The organism is Roseiflexus sp. RS-1 (assembly GCF_000016665.1).
In the GTDB taxonomy this organism is placed as follows: Bacteria; Chloroflexota; Chloroflexia; order Chloroflexales; family Roseiflexaceae; genus Roseiflexus.
The window spans coordinates 289,335-305,958 of the sequence record NC_009523.1; the positions used below are offsets into that span (position 1 = coordinate 289,335).

The window sequence follows — 16,624 nt, forward strand, 5'->3', positions numbered from 1 at the left end:
CCTCCCACCGCCGCCGGTTCTTTCTGTTCCGCCAGTTGACGCAGCACGTAGTGCAGGATGCCGCCGGGTGCGGCGACGCCGCATGGGGGTAGATCAGTCGGGGCACGGCATGCCGCACAGGGGTAGATCAGTCGGGGCACGGCATGCCGCACGGGGGTAGATCAGTCGGGGCACGGCATGCCGTGCCCCAACGTGTTCTGAGTCAGGAAAAAGGCCTCACACCGCCGCCGGTTCTTTCTGTTCCGCCAGTTGACGCAGCACGTAGTGCAGGATGCCGCCGGGTGCGGCGACGCCGCACGGAGGCGGATCAGGTCGAGGCACGGCATGCCGCACAGGGGTAGATCAGTCGGGGCACGGCATGCCGTGCCCCAACGTGTTCTGAGTCAGGAAAAAGGCCTCACACCGCCGCCGGTTCTTCCTGTTCCGCCAGTTGACGCAGCACGTAGTGCAGGATGCCGCCGTGCCGGTAGTAGGTGAGTTCGCCTTCTGAGTTGATCCGCGCTTTGACCCTGAACGTCAACGCTGAGCCGTCGGGTCGCTGCGCATGCACGGTCAGCTCCTGACCCGGACGCAGCGTTTCGATCCCTTCGATCGTAAAGATTTCACTGCCGGTTATGCCGAGCGACTGCCAGCTTTCGCCCGGCATGAAGGTCAGCGGCAGCACCCCCATGCCCACCAGGTTCGAGCGGTGGATGCGCTCGAAACTCTCGGCGATCACTGCGCGCACGCCGAGGAGGAACGTGCCCTTCGCCGCCCAGTCGCGCGAGGAGCCGGTGCCGTATTCCTTGCCCGCCAGCACGATCAGCGGCGTACCGTCCGCCTGGTAACGCATCGCGGCATCGTAGATGCTCATTCGCTCGCCGGTCGGCAGGTAGACGGTGTATCCGCCTTCGACACCCGGAACCATCGCGTTGCGCAGACGGATGTTGGCGAACGTGCCGCGCATCATGACTTCGTGGTTGCCGCGACGCGCGCCGTAGGAGTTGAAATCCGCCGGTTGCACGCCGCGGGCGATCAGGTACTGCCCCGCCGGACTGTCTTTGGCGATGCTTCCGGCTGGCGAAATGTGGTCGGTCGTGACGCTGTCGCCCAGCAACGCCAGCACGCGCGCGCCACGGATCGATGACAATGGTGGAACGTCGCGCGTCATATCGTGGAAGTACGGCGGATTCTGGATGTAGGTCGAGTCTGGATTCCAGGCGTAGAGATCGCCGCCGCTCACCGGGATGGCGTTCCAGGTCTCGTTGCCGGTGAACACGTTCGCATACTGCGCACGGAACAGGTCGGCGTTGAGTGATGCGGCCATCACCTCGGCGACTTCCTCTGCGGTGGGCCAGATGTCCGCCAGGTAGACCGGTTCGCCATCGGCGCCGACGCCGAGCGGCTCACGGTTCACGTCGATGTCCACTGTTCCGGCGATGGCAAAGGCGACGACCAGCGGCGGCGACGCCAGGTAGTTGGCGCGCACCACCGGGTTGATGCGCCCCTCGAAATTGCGGTTGCCGCTCAGCACTGCGCTGACCACCAGATTCCCCTCTTTGACCGCCCGCGCGATCTCGTCGGCGACAGGTCCACTGTTGCCGATACAGGTGGTGCAACCATACCCGACGACGTTGAACCCTAACCGGTCGAGATATGCCTGCAACCCGGACTGCGCCAGGTATTCGCTCACCACCCGCGACCCCGGCGCCAGACTGGTTTTGACATAGGGCGGGACGCTCAGTCCCTTCTCGACCGCCTTCTTCGCCAGCAATCCGGCGGCGATCATCACCGATGGGTTCGAGGTGTTGGTGCAGGATGTAATCGCGGCAATGATCGTCGAGCCGTGTGTGATCGACGTCGTGCGTCCGTTCAGGGTCACGGGTATGCGCGACGCAGCGTACAGATCGTGTCGTTCGCGCTTCCGTGCGCCATTTCCTTCGTAAACCGGCACATCACGCCCGAAGACCTGGCGCATCGCCTGGTTGAATGACGGTTTCAGGTCCGCCAGCGGCACGCGATCCTGGGGACGACGCGGACCGGCGACACTCGGTTCGACCGTGCTCAGGTCAAGTTCCAGGAGCGTATTGAACGTCGGAATGGGGGTGTCGTCGGTACGGAACAGCCCCTGCTCGCGGCAGTACGCTTCCACCAGCGCCACCAGGTCCTCAGAGCGCCCGGTGCTGCGCAGGTAGGCGAGGGTCTCGGCATCGACCGGGAAGAACCCGCAGGTTGCGCCATACTCTGGCGCCATATTTGCGATGGTGGCGCGATCCGCCAGGCTGAGCGAACTCAACCCCGGACCGCAGAACTCCACGAACTTATCCACCACGCCGTGCCGACGCAGCATCTCGGTCACCCGCAGCACCAGGTCGGTCGCAGTTGCGCCAGGGCGGAGCGCACCGGTCAACTTCACGCCAACGACTTCGGGGGTCAGCATCGCCAGCGGCTGACCCAGGAGCACCGCTTCGGCTTCGATCCCGCCGACGCCCCATCCCAGGACTCCAAGACCGTTGATCATGGTCGTGTGGCTGTCGGTGCCGACAAGGGTATCCGGTATTGCAACCAGTTCGCCGTCAATCTCGCGCGCAATGACCACGGTTGCCAGGTATTCCAGGTTGACCTGGTGGCAGATGCCGGTGGCAGGCGGCACGACGCGGAAGTTGGCGAATGCCTGTTGCCCCCAGCGCAGGAACTCATAGCGCTCGCGGTTGCGCTCAAACTCGAGTTGGGCGTTGAGCGCGAGCGCCATTCCGTGACCAAACGCATCGACCTGCACCGAATGGTCGATCACCAGGTCGGCGGGCACGAGCGGATTGATCTTCGCAGGGTCACCCCCCAGACGCGCCATCGCGTCACGCATCGCCGCCAGATCGACCACTGCCGGAACACCGGTGAAATCCTGCATCAGCACGCGCGCCGGCTTGAATGCCACCTCGCGCTGCCCGGCGCTGGCGGGCGTCCACTGCGCCAGCGCGATCACATCGTCAACCGTCGTAAAACCATCACCAACATTGCGCAAAAGCGCTTCCAACAGCACTTTGATTGAAAACGGCAGGCGATCCAGATCGACGCCGCTGCGTCGCGCCAGCGCGTCGAGACGGTAGATCAGAAAGGTGCGACCGCCAACTGCCAGCGGCGCGCGCGCGCCGAACGGGTCGTGCAAGGTGTCGCTCATCGGGTCTCTCCTGAACAATCTTACGGTCTCTGCACAGTATAGCAGAAGTGATCCATTGAGAGAAACAATGATCTATAATACTTTGATTGAAAATTTCAATGATACGGTGGCGCATGTCCTTCGATCTTCACCGATTGCGCATTTTTGTGGCCGTAGCGCGGGCAGGAAGTTTCACGCGCGCGGCGGCGCAGTTGCACATGGCGCAACCGACCGTTTCGCAGCAGATCGGGGCGCTGGAAGATGCGGTCGGCGCACCGCTGATCGAACGCGGTCCTCGCCGCCTGCGGTTAACTCCGGCTGGCGAAGCGTTGTTGCCGTATGCCACGCGACTGGCGCTGCTGGCAGACGAGGCGCTCCAGGCGACACGCACGGCCGCTGGCGTTGCGGCGCACACCCTGCGGCTGGGCGTTGGTCAGACGCTGGCGACCTATCTGTTGCCGGAGTTGCTTTGCCGGTATCGGGAGCGCGCACCACACTGCCATACCCGCATCGTCACCGGTAACAGCGCCGCGTTGCTGGAACAGGTCGCCGAAGGCAGCATCGAGATCGCGCTGGTCGGTTCGCCAGCGGCGCACCCGGATGTGGTGGTGACGCCGTTCATGCAGGACCGACTGGTGGTGATTGTCGCGCCGCACGATATTTGGGCGAGTCGAGAGGCGGTCGATCTCGACGAACTGCGCGACCGTCCATTGCTGACGCGCGAGCCGGGATCGGCGCTGCACGCGACGGTCGAGCGGTTGCTGGGGAGCGCGACGCTTGCCGGCGACACGGTGATCATGCTCGGTGAAACCGAAGCGATCAAGCGCAGCGTTGAGGTTGGGCTGGGGGTGGCGCTGATCCAGGCGATTGCGGTGCAGCGCGAGGTGGCGCTGGGACGACTGCGCGCGCTGGCGTTGCGCGGCGCCGATGACCGGCGCACCTATGCCTGGGCGCGCCGGGCGCGTCAGTGGCTCTCTCCAGCTGCTGCGGCGCTGGTGGCGTTGCTGGGGGAATAGAACACAGATGGGCACGGATGTGACGGATAGGAATAGAACACGGATTGACACGGATGTGACGGATCAGCGCGGATTAAATAAAAATATCCGTGCCCATCCGTCCAATCCGTGTGTATCCGTGGTTTATTCCCAAAACCATCCGTGGTTTATTCCCATGGCGTCGCGCCGGGGTCGATCCGTAGTGTGATCCCCATTTGCCGGAATGCTTCCATCACCTTCTCTTCCAGTTCCTGATCGCTGAGGGCGCCGTCGCGCAGGTGCAGTGTGATCTCCATATGCGCATACTTTGTCTGGAGAAAGTGCAGCACACCCATCAGACCGGATACCCTGCCGCGCGGGATGGTGAATGCAAGGGTGAGGGTGCGGTTCGGCGCGCTCACGGCATCGTGGCGCTGCTCTTCACCGATGGGCGGCGCCGGTTCTGGCTTAAACGTTGTGCCGGGTCCGTCGTGGATGGGGCGCGAAGAATCGCTTGCGGGCGGGTACGTTGGTGTTTCCGTCGGTTTCCGGGCGCGCTGCTCCTTGCAGAGATCGTCGCGGATGAGCACTTCGCTGTCGGCGAAACTGACGGATGGCGTTTCGTTGTAGGAGCGGCACACCGGCCGGTTTTCGTGCATGTCGCCCAGCCCGAAGAGACCTTTCTGCACCCCTTCGATGATACTCTCACGCCACGCGGATTCTGAGATAACCCGCGCTTCGCCCGGCGTCACCAGACCGGCGCGGACGAGTTGTCCGGTTGAAACTGTGTCGCGGTCTTTCAAAAATCGTTCCCGGATTGCCAGCGGCGCGATCTTCTCCAGGATCTCGCCCTGGCTGCGCAGGTGATCGTACACCTGCCGGCTGAGCGGGCGGGTCTCGCCGTGGGTGGGTAAGCCCATATCCAGGCGCTTCCAACCCTCGCGCGCCGGCAGATAGACCTGCCGGTAGAGACGCCGCACCGCATCGCCCAGGTCGCCCTCCAGACGCTTCAGGTTCTCCCTGATCTCCCGGCGCTGCTCATCGGTCAGCTTCAGGCTGGCATCATTCTGCATGCGCTGGTATGCCAGCATCCGGCGCACCAGGACGGCAAATTGCGCCCGTTCGCTCTCCTGCGGCGTCAGGACGAAGAGGGTGTTGCGGTAGACACGCCGGGCTTCTCCTTTGGTGTCGCGCAATTCGTTCATGCGCGTCTCATCAGCGTCGGGCAGGATGATCAGTTTCAGGTCGGGCGTGTCGGGAATGTCTGCCGATCGGTCGCACCAGATGAAAACGTTCAGGGGGGCGCTGCCTGCCTGCTGGCGCAGCAATGCTTTCTCGGTCTCCTGAATCTCGCGGTCGGCGATATTCTCCATGCGGGTGAGGAGCAGGCGGTTGAGGTTTGCCTGGTTGGAGAAGAAGTATCGGTCACCCTGGTATTGCAGATAGAACAGGCGACCTTTGAGTTTCTCGACCGCTTCGGCGACCACGGCTGCCGGGCTGCTGAGGGTGGCGGCGTTGCGCTTGATGTCGACCAGGGTCGCCCCTTTTTCGACCCCGCCGGAAAAGGAGGACATGAAGATCGCGGTTGCGGCGCGTTCGCCCAGATGCAGCCCGCGGTACGCTGAGCCGAGATCGGCGCTGACTTTGACGGCGCCGGCATCGGGCGCGGTGATGTCGGCGGCAATCACACTGTCAAACTCCGCTCCGATATGTTTGAGCAGTTCGCGCCGAATCTCGGCGTCGCTCAGGTTGATGTCCGCCAGGGAGATGAAGGGCAGGTCGCGGTCTTTGTGCGCGGCGATCACCAGCGCCAGCAGGCGCAACACGCCACGGGTGCGCTGGAAGGAGGAAAAACTGCCCCAACGCTGGTAGAGCGCGTCCACCACGTCCGGCAGGAAGGGGTACGACGCGAGAAAGCGCGCCCGGTATTCGGACGGTTCGACGCCTGCCGGCAGTAATCCTTCACGGGTTGCGTACTCCATAAATGTGTCAACCGCCTGCATCGCTTCCTGCTCTTTGATCTGGGCAAACAGGCGACGGCGGATGACGTGGGTGATCTCGTCGTCGCGCACCGGTGCGTAAATACGCTCGACCCGCCCGGAGACGCGCTGCAACTGCTGGAACATGCGCTCGGCGCTCGGATCGTAGTGTTCGATCAGACTGGTGGGCAGGGTGATGACCAGCACGACGCGATCAATGGCGCCGATCAGTTCGGTCAACTCCTGCATAAAGGCGATGGTTTGCGCCGCCAGGGTGCTTTCGCCGACCGGCGTGCCGGCCGCTTTGGTGACGTACTCCAGCAGTTCGTCGACGAGGATGAGCGCCGGCGCGTGGGCAGTCAGCAGCGCGCGCAGCGCCTCGCCGCGTCCGGGCGCAACCAGATCGGTGAACCGAACACGCTGACCGGTCAGTTGCTGTTCGATCTGTCCCCAGAGCGTATCGGTCGCCGCCATGGTTGTGCCCACCATCACCACCCGTCGCGCGCCCCATTCGGCTGCCTTGTGGTAGAGCGCGATCAGCGCATGGGTTTTGCCGCCGCCGAAGGGAGTCTGCAACTGGATGACCGGATCGCCGCCCTGCCCCGCCAGGCGCTGCTGCACGACATCGAACAGGGTGCGCAGCCCGGCAGTCACGAATGTCTTCTGGAAGAACAGCGCGGGGTCGCGGTACTCGGCGACGCCGCGCCCGCGAGCGACCTCGCCCAGGTCAGCGGCGAAAACCTCCATCGTCAGGCGTCCGCGCAGAATGTCGTCGTGAGGGATGGCGATGGTGTGGAACGGTGGCATAGCGCGACTCCTTATCTTTATTTTAACCACGGATGGACACGGATCAGACGGATTGCCACGGATGTTTTTACTTTTTAATCCGTGCTCATCCGTCACATCCGTGCCAATCCGTGTTCTATTCTTAATAAACCACGGATGGACACAGATCAGACGGGTTGGCACGGATGTTTTTATTTTTTAATCCGTGCTGATCCGTCACATCCGTGCCAATCCGTGTTCTATTCCCCATCCGTGCCAGTCCGTGTTCTATTCCCCATCCGTGCCAGTCCGTGTTCTATTCCCCATCCGTGCCAGTCCGTGTTCTATTCCTCATCCGTGCTAATCCGTGTTCTATTTCTTCTTCACCTTTTTCCGGTCGTTGGTAAGAATTTTGCGCACGAAGGATGGTTTTGGTCCAAAGTTGAGTAGCAGACCAACTTCAATCTCGGTGGATTTGAGGTAGTTGAGCAGTTGTGCTTCGTGTTCAGGGCGCAAGGACTCCACGACTTTCAGTTCGACGATGATGCAGCCCGCTACGATGATGTCGGCGAAGTACTCTCCCACCAGCAAGCCATCGTAGTATACCTGGAGAGGCGCCTGTTGCTGCACAGCAAGCCCTGCTTTAGTCAGTTCATATACCAGAGCGTTTTCGTAGACCTTCTCCAGGAAACCGTGCCCCAGCGTGTTGTAAACAGTGTAAAAGGCTTTGATGATGGCTTGCGTGATCTCCTCGTGCAGCATACCTCGTCCTCTCTTTCTTAATAAACCACGGATGGACACGGATCAGACGGATTGGCACGGATGGTTTTATTGGGAATAAACCACGGATGTGCACGGATTAGACGGATTAACACGGATGGTTTTTTATTTTTAATCCGTGCTCATCCGTCACATCCGTGTCAATCCGTGTTCTATTCCTAAAAGTCTATTCTCATTTGCGCGGCGGTCTGTTCGACCTCGGCGCGCAGGCGCTCGCGCCCGGCGAGGAAGCCGTCGAGCAGTTTCTTTTCGCGGCTCTCCACCGGCAGCGTCTCGCTGATCGCCTGCGCCACGCGGTAGAAGACCTCGCTGCGCCCGCCGGCGACCAGTGTCTGCACCAGATCGGCGCGCTTCCCCTTTTCCCACAGCAGCAGCGCACGGTGCAGCACGTCCACCAGGTCGCGCGGATCGTCCAGCTCCTCCAGCCGCCGCTCGTGCGGTCCCAGCAGGCGCACGAACTCCTTCTGCTTGCGCACCGCGCCGTGCCTGCTCCACGTCTCGGCAATGTCCAGCCCGCACGACTGCGCCAGTTTGCGCGCTTCATCGAAGGGGAGGGGCGCCTCTTTGTAGTTCCAGCGCCACAGCAGGTAGAGGCGGGTGAGCGGCGAAATCTCGGCGGCGAACCCGTTCTGCAGAATGCGCTGCACGGCGAAATCGGTCGCCAGCGCGCGCACCTCGTCGAGCAGCCGGTCGGCGCGGATCACATGCCCTTCGTAGTCGATCACCTGTTCGTAAGCGCCGAAGACCTCGATGCCGGCGCCGATGGCGGCGATGAAGAAATCGGCGCCGCCGACCCCCTCCGCCCACAGCCGGTCGAGTTTGCGGTGCATCACCCGGCGCAACTCGGCGCGCACCTCGTTGACGAAGCCGGTGGCGCGCCGCGCCGCCTTGCGCGCCACGATGTAGATCGACGACGCCAGCGCCGCCGATTCGTTCGATCGCAGACGGGTTTGCATCTCGGTGTTGAGGGGCCAGGCGGCGTTGACGACCAGTCCCGAATCGAGCAGGGCGTTGATCACCGTCTCCCATCCGGCGGTCGATTTGTGGGCGTAGACCACCACGGCAATGCCGCCCGGTTTCAGCACTCGCGCCATCTCGCGGAAGGCCGCCGCCAGTTGCTCCTCGAAGAAGCGTTTGCCCGCCTCGAAGCCTCCCTCGCCGTGGGCATACGCCACAATCTCGCCCGCCTTGGGCGTGAGCGGCGTGGTGAACAGGTCGGGGTGGAGGTGCCCGATGCTGCGCTTGAGCCAGACGTAGAAGAAGTCGGAGAGGTAGGAGTACGGCACATTGTCGTAGTAGGGCGGGTCGGTGAGCACGGCGTCGAAGAAGCCGTCGGGGTAGGGCAGGCGCGTGGCGGAGGCATGGGTGACAGAATGAACCACGGATTGCCGCGGGTGAGCAGCAACCACGGATTGCCACGGATTGGACGGATGGTCACGGATGAGACCGCGCGACTCTGTTCCATCCGTCTGTGTCTGCGCGCGCTCCCTGCCCGGCAGGGGAGGAATGCGGGTGAGGTGGTCGAGAACCAGACAGATACCACTTACATCCCATTCCCCTCGAGCACCACTGAATGGGTTTATTTCACCGTAATCCCAAACCATAGGAAGAGCCTGGCGATCAAAAGCGCGTTCAAAACTCAGAACATCGCCACGCCACCTAACCAAATTGCAAGAGTAAGTTGCTAATTTGTTCACGGCTAATCCCAAATACGTCACCACCGCCTTTGCAAAGTCTTCAGGGTAGCCCTGGGCGAGCATCTGCGCGTGGGCGCGGCGCACGGCGTCGGCGAAGGTGATCAGCGCCAGCGCCTGGCGCGGGTTGAACAGGTCGCCCCAGGTTTCCAGACCGTAGCCCTGGATACGAAAACCCAGGGTGCCCTGCGGTGGCAGCGGCTCGTCCGGCATGGGTTCCATCCCCCAGGCGGTGCGCAGGCGCTCGCATGTCGCGTGCAGCGCGGCTTCGGCGGCGCGGTAGGCATCCAGATCATCTGCGGTCGGCAGGCGGTAGGTTTTGCCGCCGGACGCTCTTCCATCCGCCTCCGTGTCGGTGGTGACGACGGCGACCATGCGCTGACCCGCCCTGCCGGCGCGGAACAGGCGGCGGGTCGTGGCGGCGTCAATCGTCGCCCCGCAGACCGGACAGGTCACCACTGCGCCCCTCACCGTGCCGTGTTCGGGGTCGAAACCGGGGGGCCGGGGCGCGTACCCATCCCCCACAATCTCAAACGCGACCGGGTTGGGATAAACCACGGATTTACACGGATCAGACGGATGTTCACGGATATTTTTATGTGATCCGTGTTCATCCGTCGCATCCGTGTCCATCCGTGTTCTATTCAAATTAACCACGGATTGGCACGATTCAGACACAGAGTCAGAATGAACCACGGATTGGCACGGATCAGACGGATGTTCACGGATATTTTTATTCCTTAATCCGTGTTCATCCGTTACATCCGTGTGTATCCGTGTTCTATTCCCCAATCCGTGTTCACCCGTTACATCCGTGTGTATCCGTGTTCTATTCCCCACATCCGTGTCGATCTGTGTTCTCTTCACAATACAAAGCGCAACTTGTTTCCTGTCTTTTTTTGCCAGCCAGAACTGGCGCATGAGCGGGATGTCAACGCCGCAGGACGGGTTCTGGCAGGGGAGCGTGCGCGCCCAGATGTAGCCGACGACGGTGGCAGCGCCGGACGACGGGTAGAACGGCGCCAGTTCTTTGCGCGCCTCGTTCAGCACCCATTCCCCCCACTGCTTCACCGCCGCCAGCAGGGGGTTGCCCGGCGCATCCCGGCTGAACATCTCCGTCTGCCCGAAGCTTTCGGGATGAACCACGGATTGACACGGATCGGTATGAACCACGGATTGGCACGGATCAGACGGATGGTCACGGATATTTTTCTTGAATCCGTGCCGATCCGTCCCATCCGTGTCGATCCGTGTTCTCTTCCCCAATCCGTTCCCACCAAACCGCTGCGGGTACTCCAGGGTGGCTTTGAGGATCAGCGCGGCGACCGGGTTATAGTCGTTGGCGTAAGCGTCGCATCCCAGGCGCAGGGCTTCGAGCGGATAGGAGCCGCCGCCTGCGAACGGGTCGAGGATGCGCGGCGGCGGGACGCGCCCGGCTTCGATGTCGTCCACACAGACGGGACGCCCCAGTTCGGCGCTCAACCGTTCGGCGTGGGCGGCGTAGATCGCGCGGCGGGCGCGTTGCAGCAGCGGGGCGTCCAGCGCACGCTCCCAGCGGCTCAGGTCGGCGATGAACTCGCTCTGCGTCTGCCAGGCGAGCGCGTCGGCGGGCGGCGGAACGAGCGCGGCGTATGCGGTGGCGCGCGAGGCGGCCAGCGGGCGGCGCGCCCACCAGATGTGCAGCGTGCTGATGTGCCCGTGGCGAATATTCTTCTCCTTCGCCGCGTGCTGGCTCACGGCTTTGACCGGGAAGGTTTCTTCGATGAAGCGGCGGTCGTCGCGCATCAGGCGGCTCCTCAATGAGTTGAAACCACGGATGTCCACGGATCAGACGGTATTTAACCACGGATGTCCACGGATCAGACGGATGTTCACGGATATTTTTATTGAGATCCGTGTTCATCCGTCACATCCGTGCTGATCCGTGTTCTATTATTTAACCACGGATTTGCACGGGTCAGACGGATTGGCGCGGATATTTTTCTTTCATCCGGGCTGATCCGTCACATCCGTGCCAATCCGTGTTCTATTCTAAAGCATGTGCGCGAATGTCATCGGCTGAGACCAGGTAACGAACGTCCATGCGCTCCTCTGGTTTCAGGCGCGCTGCCGGGTTCTGGATGCAGTGCAACGTCGGTTGGGGCGTGGCGGCGTCGAACACGACATACAGAAAATACTCGTCACCGAAGCGTTGCGCCTTGAACCACTCGTTGCGGGTCAACGCCACTGCGCCAGCATCGGCGCGCCCTTTGACCTCGATATAGCGCTGCTGCCCGTCAGCCGCGCGCGAACGAATATCGAAGCCCAGATTGTCGCGCGAAACGTCTTCAGGAACGCGCCCCTGACTCCGTTCATACTCCAGCGCCACCTGCATCGCAACCCGCTCGATGTCCGGGTCGGAGAACATCTCCGCAGCGACGGGCGCCGGCACAACCCTCGCCGCGCCCAGAAAACGCGGCGTGGAGAGGGTCAGGTTGCGTTCGCGCTCCAGTGCGTTCCGCAGCGCATCCAGCGCCTGCTCATACCGTCGCTTCTGGTCTTCCTTATTGCGAATCGCCAGGTCTACCGACTCGCCCCGGTCACGGCGCTCATAGAGCCGGATCAGGTCGCCGTCCAGTCTGATGATGAGTTCCTCCAGCGACGTCAGCCCATACTTTTCCTTGATCGTCGCCTGACGTTTGCGTTCTTCCAGCAGTGCGGCGCGATACGCTTCCAGTTCGCGGAACAGCACGCCACGGGCATCGCGCTGCAACGCCTCGAGCGAGGGGAACGCGCCGTCGGGCGGTCCGCCGTGCTGCAGGTCCCACAGCAGCGTCGGGTTGACCGGCTGGATCGTTCCGCGTTGCCGGTCGGCGAACAGCACGAACAGTCGCCTGCCGGCAATCTCGCCCTTGCCATCGCGGATTTCCCCCTCGTAGAAGAGCAACGTTCCATCCATACCGCCGTCGGGGTCGGTGAACCGCGCGCCTTCGTGCAGCGCCGCATGCAGCGACCGCTCAACCCATGCCATCGCCGCCTCGAAGAGCGGATGACCGAACGTCACCAGCTCCGCCTGTGCGTCGCGCATGGCGACGGTTTTATCGAACGTGATGCGCGGGTAGCGGCGGGATAACGCGCCGAACCGTTTTTTGAAGGCATCTTCGTCGGCGATCTGGCGCAGCGGCGCCGGCACGCTCTCCAGCGCGAGAAACGGACCGGACTTCCCGCCGATCTCCCTGAGTTTTCCCTGCAACGTCTCGATCACCTGGCGGAAGAACGCTTCGGTATATTCGGGGATCAGGCGTTGCTCACGCGCCTTTTCCGCCATCTCGCGGATGCGGGTGTAATCGATGAAGCGGGTCGCCAGGCTTTCGCCGAGTTGATCGCGGATGCGGTCAAGGTATGCCGGGTCTACCCGGATATCGATCTCGCGCAGGATGTCGTCGATGTTGCGCGCGCCGGCTGCCGCCTCCAGGAGCAGTTGCCCCAGGTCTTTCCCGTGGATCAGATCGCCCAGCACATCGAAGACCTTATCGCTGCCGAGCGCCTGGCGGATCTCTTCCAGTTTGCGAAACACCGCCTGCCACACCCGTCCCTCGCGCGTGTCGGTCGCCACCAGGTTGAACACGAAGACTTCGCGCGTCTGACCGTAGCGGTGAATGCGCCCCATGCGCTGTTCCAGGCGGTTGGGATTCCAGGGAATATCGTAGTTGATCATCAGGTGACAGAACTGGAGATTGATCCCTTCGCCGGCCGCCTCGGTCGCCACCATGATCTGCGCCTCGTTCTTGAAGGTTTTCTCAGCCTGAATGCGCGACGCCAGATCCATCCCGCCATGGATGGTGCAGACGGAGTAGCCCCAGAGCCGCACGTTTTTCTCCAGGTGCTCCAGCGTATCGCGCGATTCGGTGAAGATCAGGATTTTCTCGCCAGGGTGATTCTGGTTCAACTGTTCCAGGGCAGCGCGCAGATGGCGCAGTTTCGCCTCGACCGGCGGCGCAGCATTCACGATGGCGCGCGCCTGAGCGATGAGCGCATCCAGACTGGCCACCTCCTGCTCCAGTTCACGCCGGTTTTCCGCCACGCTCAGCGTTTCCCAAGTCTCCTCCCGTCGCCAGCGTTCTTCCTCGCTCAGGTCGTCCAGCTCCTCGACATCGTAGCTTTCGTCGGCGGTGCGCTGGCGCTGCGGCGCGCCCTGGAGCAGTTCCTCCAGCCGACGCTTGCGCCGTTCAAGCGAGCGCAACAGCGCATACGTGCTGGATGCCAGCCGACGTTGCAGAATGACCAGCGCAAAGGCGACGTTGCGGCGTTTCTCGCTGGTGAGCGCTTTATTGTACTGCGCATTCACATAGCGCGACAGGTCGTTGTACAACCGCTTTTCGTCTTCGCTCTCCACCCCCAGGTTAAACTCGATCGTCGCCACATGGCGCGGCAAAAAGAGCGGCTTGCCGTCAAAATCCTTCAAGTCCTCCTTCACCCGTCGAATGAACAGCGGATTGTCGTGCTGACGGATCGACTCGGCCAGCATATCGGATGTTGCAAAAAACCCCGGTTCGAGCAGATCGAGGAACAGGCGGAAGTTCTCCGGGTCGCCGCGGTGCGGCGTCGCGGTCAGAAACAGCAGGTGCGTGCAGATCTCCGAGAGGCGCTCGCCCAGGCGATAGCGGTCGGTCTTGCTCAGATTGTCGCCGTAGCGATACGCCGCCATCTTGTGGGCCTCATCGACGATGATCAGGTCGTACTGCACCGCCGCAAGACCGGTCAGAACCTCTTCCTGCTTGGCGAAGTCTATCGAGGTAATCACCTGTGATTCGCGCGCCCAGACATTCTGACCGTAGAATGCGCCCAGGGTAGCGCGATCCACAACGACAAAATCTTCCTCGAAACGATCCTTCAGTTCACGTCGCCACTGGTCTTTGAGGTGTCCGGGAGCGACGATCAGGATGCGGGTCGCCAGATGGCGCAGTTTCAATTCCTTAATGATCAGCCCGGCCATAATCGTCTTGCCGGCGCCCGGATCGTCGGCGATCAGGAACCGAATACGCGGCAGTTTGAGCGCATGCCCGTAGACGGCTTCGATCTGATGCGGCAGCGGGTCTACCTTGGAGGTGTGCATCGCCAGCAGCGGGTCATAGAGCGATGCCAGGCGATAGCGACAGGCTTCAATTGCCAGGAAAAAGTGACGGGGATCGGCGCCGAAATGGGATGCACCCCGTTCCGATGCAATGGCGCGCAGTTCGGCGCGGCTCAGCCACTGGTCGATATGCTGGCGCGAGCGCACCGTTGCGCCGACGATGCGCACATAGTCGCCCATATCTTCGACCATATCGACCTGGATCGGCTCGGGCCAGAGCGGACCTCGAAGAATGCTGCCGGGGGTGATGGACGACGAATCCATGCGCGTCTCCTGTGGGTTGCAGGATTGCAGATGATACGTATTATAGGGTATTCACCCCGGTTGGGGAAGGGAGGGCGGGGTGATGGGGTCAATCTCCATTAGCCCTACGCATATGGGGGCGCAGCGCCCCTCAGGGTCTTTGAAGATATAGCAGTTCTCAGATACGTTGAATCCTTGACTGGATTTCTGGAACGTTCCACCTTCGCCTCAGGCGGGCTGATGGAGATTGAGAAATAAATCCGGTATACGCCCTTGCCGTGGGGCTAAAGCCCTCGGCTATGGAATGCAAAGCCCGCCTGCGCGGGCTATGATGGATTATTTACTCAAAGACCATAAGCCCTATCTGAGGTCGGGCAAACCCTGCGGGCTGGATCAACCTGGCGACCCCTCGGCATAAAGAGGGGTGATTGGACGCGTCAGCCCCGCAGGGGCTTCCACGCGCTCAGGGAGGGCTTGAGCCCGCATGCGCTGCGGTCGTCCGAGGAGGTTCAAGCTCTATGAGAACTGCCATAAATGCTCAATCTCCATCAGCCCCACGGCAAGTTCGGCATAGCGATTATATTCTCAATCTCCGTCTGCCCCGCACGGTGACCGAAATAATGGTCTTTGAAGAAATAATCCGCCATAGCCCGCGCAGGCGGGCTTCGCCTTGCATAGCCGAGGGCTTCAGCCCCGCGGCTAGCGCGGTAGAGCGGAATATATTCTCAATCTCCATCAGCCCCACGGCTAGCGCGGTAGAGCGGATTAAATGCTCAATCTCCATCAGCCCCACGGCTAGCGCAGTATAGCGAATTTAATTTTCAATCTCCATCAGCCCCACGGCAAGTTCGGCATAGCGGATTATATTCTCAATCTCCATCAGCCCCACGGCTAGCGCGGTAGAGCGGATTTATAGCAGTTCTCAGAGCGTGATCAAAAACTAACACCTCGGATAAAGCCTATTCAGGAGCATTGCAATAGAACCGAGATAAAGAAAGGCTTCGCTTGATTCTGGGTTGCGGTTGTTGCGGCGAATAATTATTCGCCGCAACAACCGATTGCGTCCCGCCCACGCAATCGAGCGTTCTACCACCCATCGCTTCGGGATGACCGCACATCCCTTTTGTCCAGGCGGTTTTTCGATGACATTCAGGCGTATCGTCGTGTTCTGTTGCAGCCATTCATTTAACCCTTGTTTGTATCCTTCATCCACCCGAATTTCTTGCATCCGAGGAAACGATTGATGATGCGCGGCCAAAAGCCACTCCGCGCCTTCGGTATCAGAAATGTCTGCCGGATGGACGAGCACGCGCAGCAAGAACCCATTTGTATCAACCCAGAATTGCCGTTTGCGCCCGTTGACCTTTTTTTCCCCCATCGTCGCCGCGTTCTCCGCCTGCTTCGGTCGTTTTGACGGATTGGGAGTCCAGGACGCTGATGGACGGCTCCGGGTCGCGATTCAACGCTTGTCGCGCCAGTTTGCGCAAGGTATCATTGATTTTGATGAATGTTCCATCACGATTCCATTTGTCGAAATAGTACCGAACAGAGCTCATTGGCGGAAAATCTTTTGGACGCATGCGCCATTGACAGCCCGTGCGATGTTTGTACAGCAGGGCGTTGACGATCGCGCGGCGATCAATTTCGGTCGGACGCCCGCCGTTGGGCGACGGGGTGATGACGAGTGGCGCGATGGCGGCCCATTGCGCATCGGTCAGATCGGTCGCATCCTTGGTTGGATAGGATCGACGTGCACGTCGTGGCATACGAGATTGCTCCTCATCAGAACGGCATGGTCGCCATCATGATACCACAAATCCGGTTTTCTGATCGCCCTCTCACAAAGATTGGTCTTGTTAAGCAGAGTTGCACCTGCCATCGAAAGCAGACGCCGTGTGCGCCCTCCCTCCGCGTGCTCCGCGTCTCTGTGTGCATCAGAC

6 protein-coding genes and 1 pseudogene are annotated in these 16,624 nt (G+C 61.4%); 1 reads left to right on the forward strand and 6 read right to left on the reverse strand.

What is annotated here, in order from left to right; translation table 11 throughout:
- Positions 1 to 397: 397 nt before the first annotated feature.
- On the reverse strand, positions 398 to 3,157 hold the full coding sequence (gene acnA / locus ROSERS_RS01200) for an aconitate hydratase AcnA (RefSeq protein WP_011955030.1): 2,760 nt from the start codon (positions 3,155 to 3,157) through the stop codon (positions 398 to 400).
- Positions 3,158 to 3,270: 113 nt separating this feature from the next.
- Between acnA and ROSERS_RS01205 the strand changes: the two genes are divergently transcribed.
- Positions 3,271 to 4,152 carry a LysR family transcriptional regulator gene (locus tag ROSERS_RS01205; protein WP_011955031.1) on the forward strand — a complete coding sequence of 294 codons (882 nt, stop codon included), beginning with the start codon at positions 3,271 to 3,273 and terminating at the stop codon, positions 4,150 to 4,152.
- A gap of 146 nt (positions 4,153 to 4,298) precedes the next feature.
- Here the strand turns inward: ROSERS_RS01205 and ROSERS_RS01210 are convergent, their stop codons facing one another.
- The 5 genes and pseudogenes from ROSERS_RS01210 to ROSERS_RS27260 all read right to left on the reverse strand — a co-directional run bounded on the left by ROSERS_RS01210 (position 4,299) and on the right by ROSERS_RS27260 (position 16,450).
- The gene (locus ROSERS_RS01210) at positions 4,299 to 6,896 is read right to left on the reverse strand and encodes an ATP-binding protein (protein WP_011955032.1); all 2,598 of its coding nucleotides are present in this window, start codon (positions 6,894 to 6,896) and stop codon (positions 4,299 to 4,301) included.
- Between the two features lie 330 nt (positions 6,897 to 7,226).
- A complete protein-coding gene (locus tag ROSERS_RS01215) occupies positions 7,227 to 7,616 on the reverse strand; it encodes a GxxExxY protein (protein ID WP_011955033.1) in 390 nt (129 codons plus the stop codon).
- Positions 7,617 to 7,792: 176 nt separating this feature from the next.
- Positions 7,793 to 11,113, reverse strand: coding sequence for a DUF1156 domain-containing protein (locus ROSERS_RS26585; RefSeq protein WP_011955034.1), 3,321 nt, complete (start codon positions 11,111 to 11,113; stop codon positions 7,793 to 7,795).
- A gap of 241 nt (positions 11,114 to 11,354) precedes the next feature.
- Positions 11,355 to 14,705, reverse strand: a complete 3,351-nt coding sequence (locus tag ROSERS_RS01225) for a helicase-related protein (RefSeq protein WP_011955035.1) — start codon at positions 14,703 to 14,705, stop codon at positions 11,355 to 11,357.
- Positions 14,706 to 15,624: 919 nt separating this feature from the next.
- Positions 15,625 to 16,450, reverse strand: a pseudogene (locus ROSERS_RS27260) (IS5 family transposase).
- Positions 16,451 to 16,624: the final 174 nt, after the last annotated feature.